At 48.8% G+C, this 518-nt stretch carries 1 rRNA gene; it reads right to left on the reverse strand.

Features of this window, described 5'->3' with window-relative positions:
* Positions 1-518 (reverse strand): 16S ribosomal RNA (locus IVA74_RS25355); the annotation flags it as partial.

Here is a 518-nt window from a genome sequence, read left to right on the forward strand (position 1 = left end):
TGCGGCAAGTCACCTGTGAAACCTCTGGGCTTAACCCAGACAGGACTACTGGGGTATCTAATCCTGTTTGATACCCACACTTTCGAGCATCAGCGTCAGTTACAATCCAGTAAGCTGCCTTCGCAATCGGAGTTCTTCGTGATATCTAAGCATTTCACCGCTACACCACGAATTCCGCCTACCTCTGTTGCACTCAAGGTCGCCAGTATCAACTGCAATTTTACGGTTGAGCCGCAAACTTTCACAACTGACTTAACAACCCGCCTACGCTCCCTTTAAACCCAATAAATCCGGATAACGCTCGGATCCTCCGTATTACCGCGGCTGCTGGCACGGAGTTAGCCGATCCTTATTCATACGGTACATACAAAAAGCCACACGTGGCTCACTTTATTCCCGTATAAAAGAAGTTTACAACCCATAGGGCAGTCATCCTTCACGCTACTTGGCTGGTTCAGACTCTCGTCCATTGACCAATATTCCTCACTGCTGCCACCCGTAGGCTGTCTCTTATACAC

Origin of the sequence: Bradyrhizobium sp. 132, from assembly GCF_023074185.1 — a bacterium.
Taxonomy (GTDB): domain Bacteria; phylum Pseudomonadota; class Alphaproteobacteria; order Rhizobiales; family Xanthobacteraceae; genus Bradyrhizobium.